The sequence below is a fragment of the Pseudomonas sp. SIMBA_068 genome (genome assembly GCF_046534705.1).
GTDB classification, from domain to species: domain Bacteria; phylum Pseudomonadota; class Gammaproteobacteria; order Pseudomonadales; family Pseudomonadaceae; genus Aquipseudomonas; species Aquipseudomonas putida.
The window spans coordinates 1-246 of record NZ_JAWRYI010001302.1 but is presented as its reverse complement, the minus strand read 5'-3'; the positions used below and the strand labels follow the sequence as shown (position 1 = coordinate 246).

At 62.2% G+C, this 246-nt stretch carries 1 protein-coding gene; it reads right to left on the bottom strand.

Annotated elements, in window-relative coordinates; genetic code table 11:
- On the bottom strand, nt 1–246 hold a 246-nt coding region (locus tag SB756_RS33785), incomplete at both ends, for an aldehyde dehydrogenase family protein (protein ID WP_410913727.1).

Sequence of the window (246 nt, the reverse complement as noted above, 5' to 3'; positions counted from 1 at the left end):
AACGGTTTCACCCTGACCTGGCAGCAGTTGCAGCACGCCTGGTGGCACACCCGCATCCAGCAGGATCTGAACCGCCTGTGCGGCAATCAGCGGTGTCTGCTCGGCCGGTTTGGCCAGCACGCTGTTACCCGCTGCCAGTGCAGCCGCAATCTGACCGGTAAAGATCGCCAGCGGGAAGTTCCATGGACTGATGCAGACCACCGGGCCCAGCGGACGATGGGTTTCGTTGTCGAAATCGTCACGCAC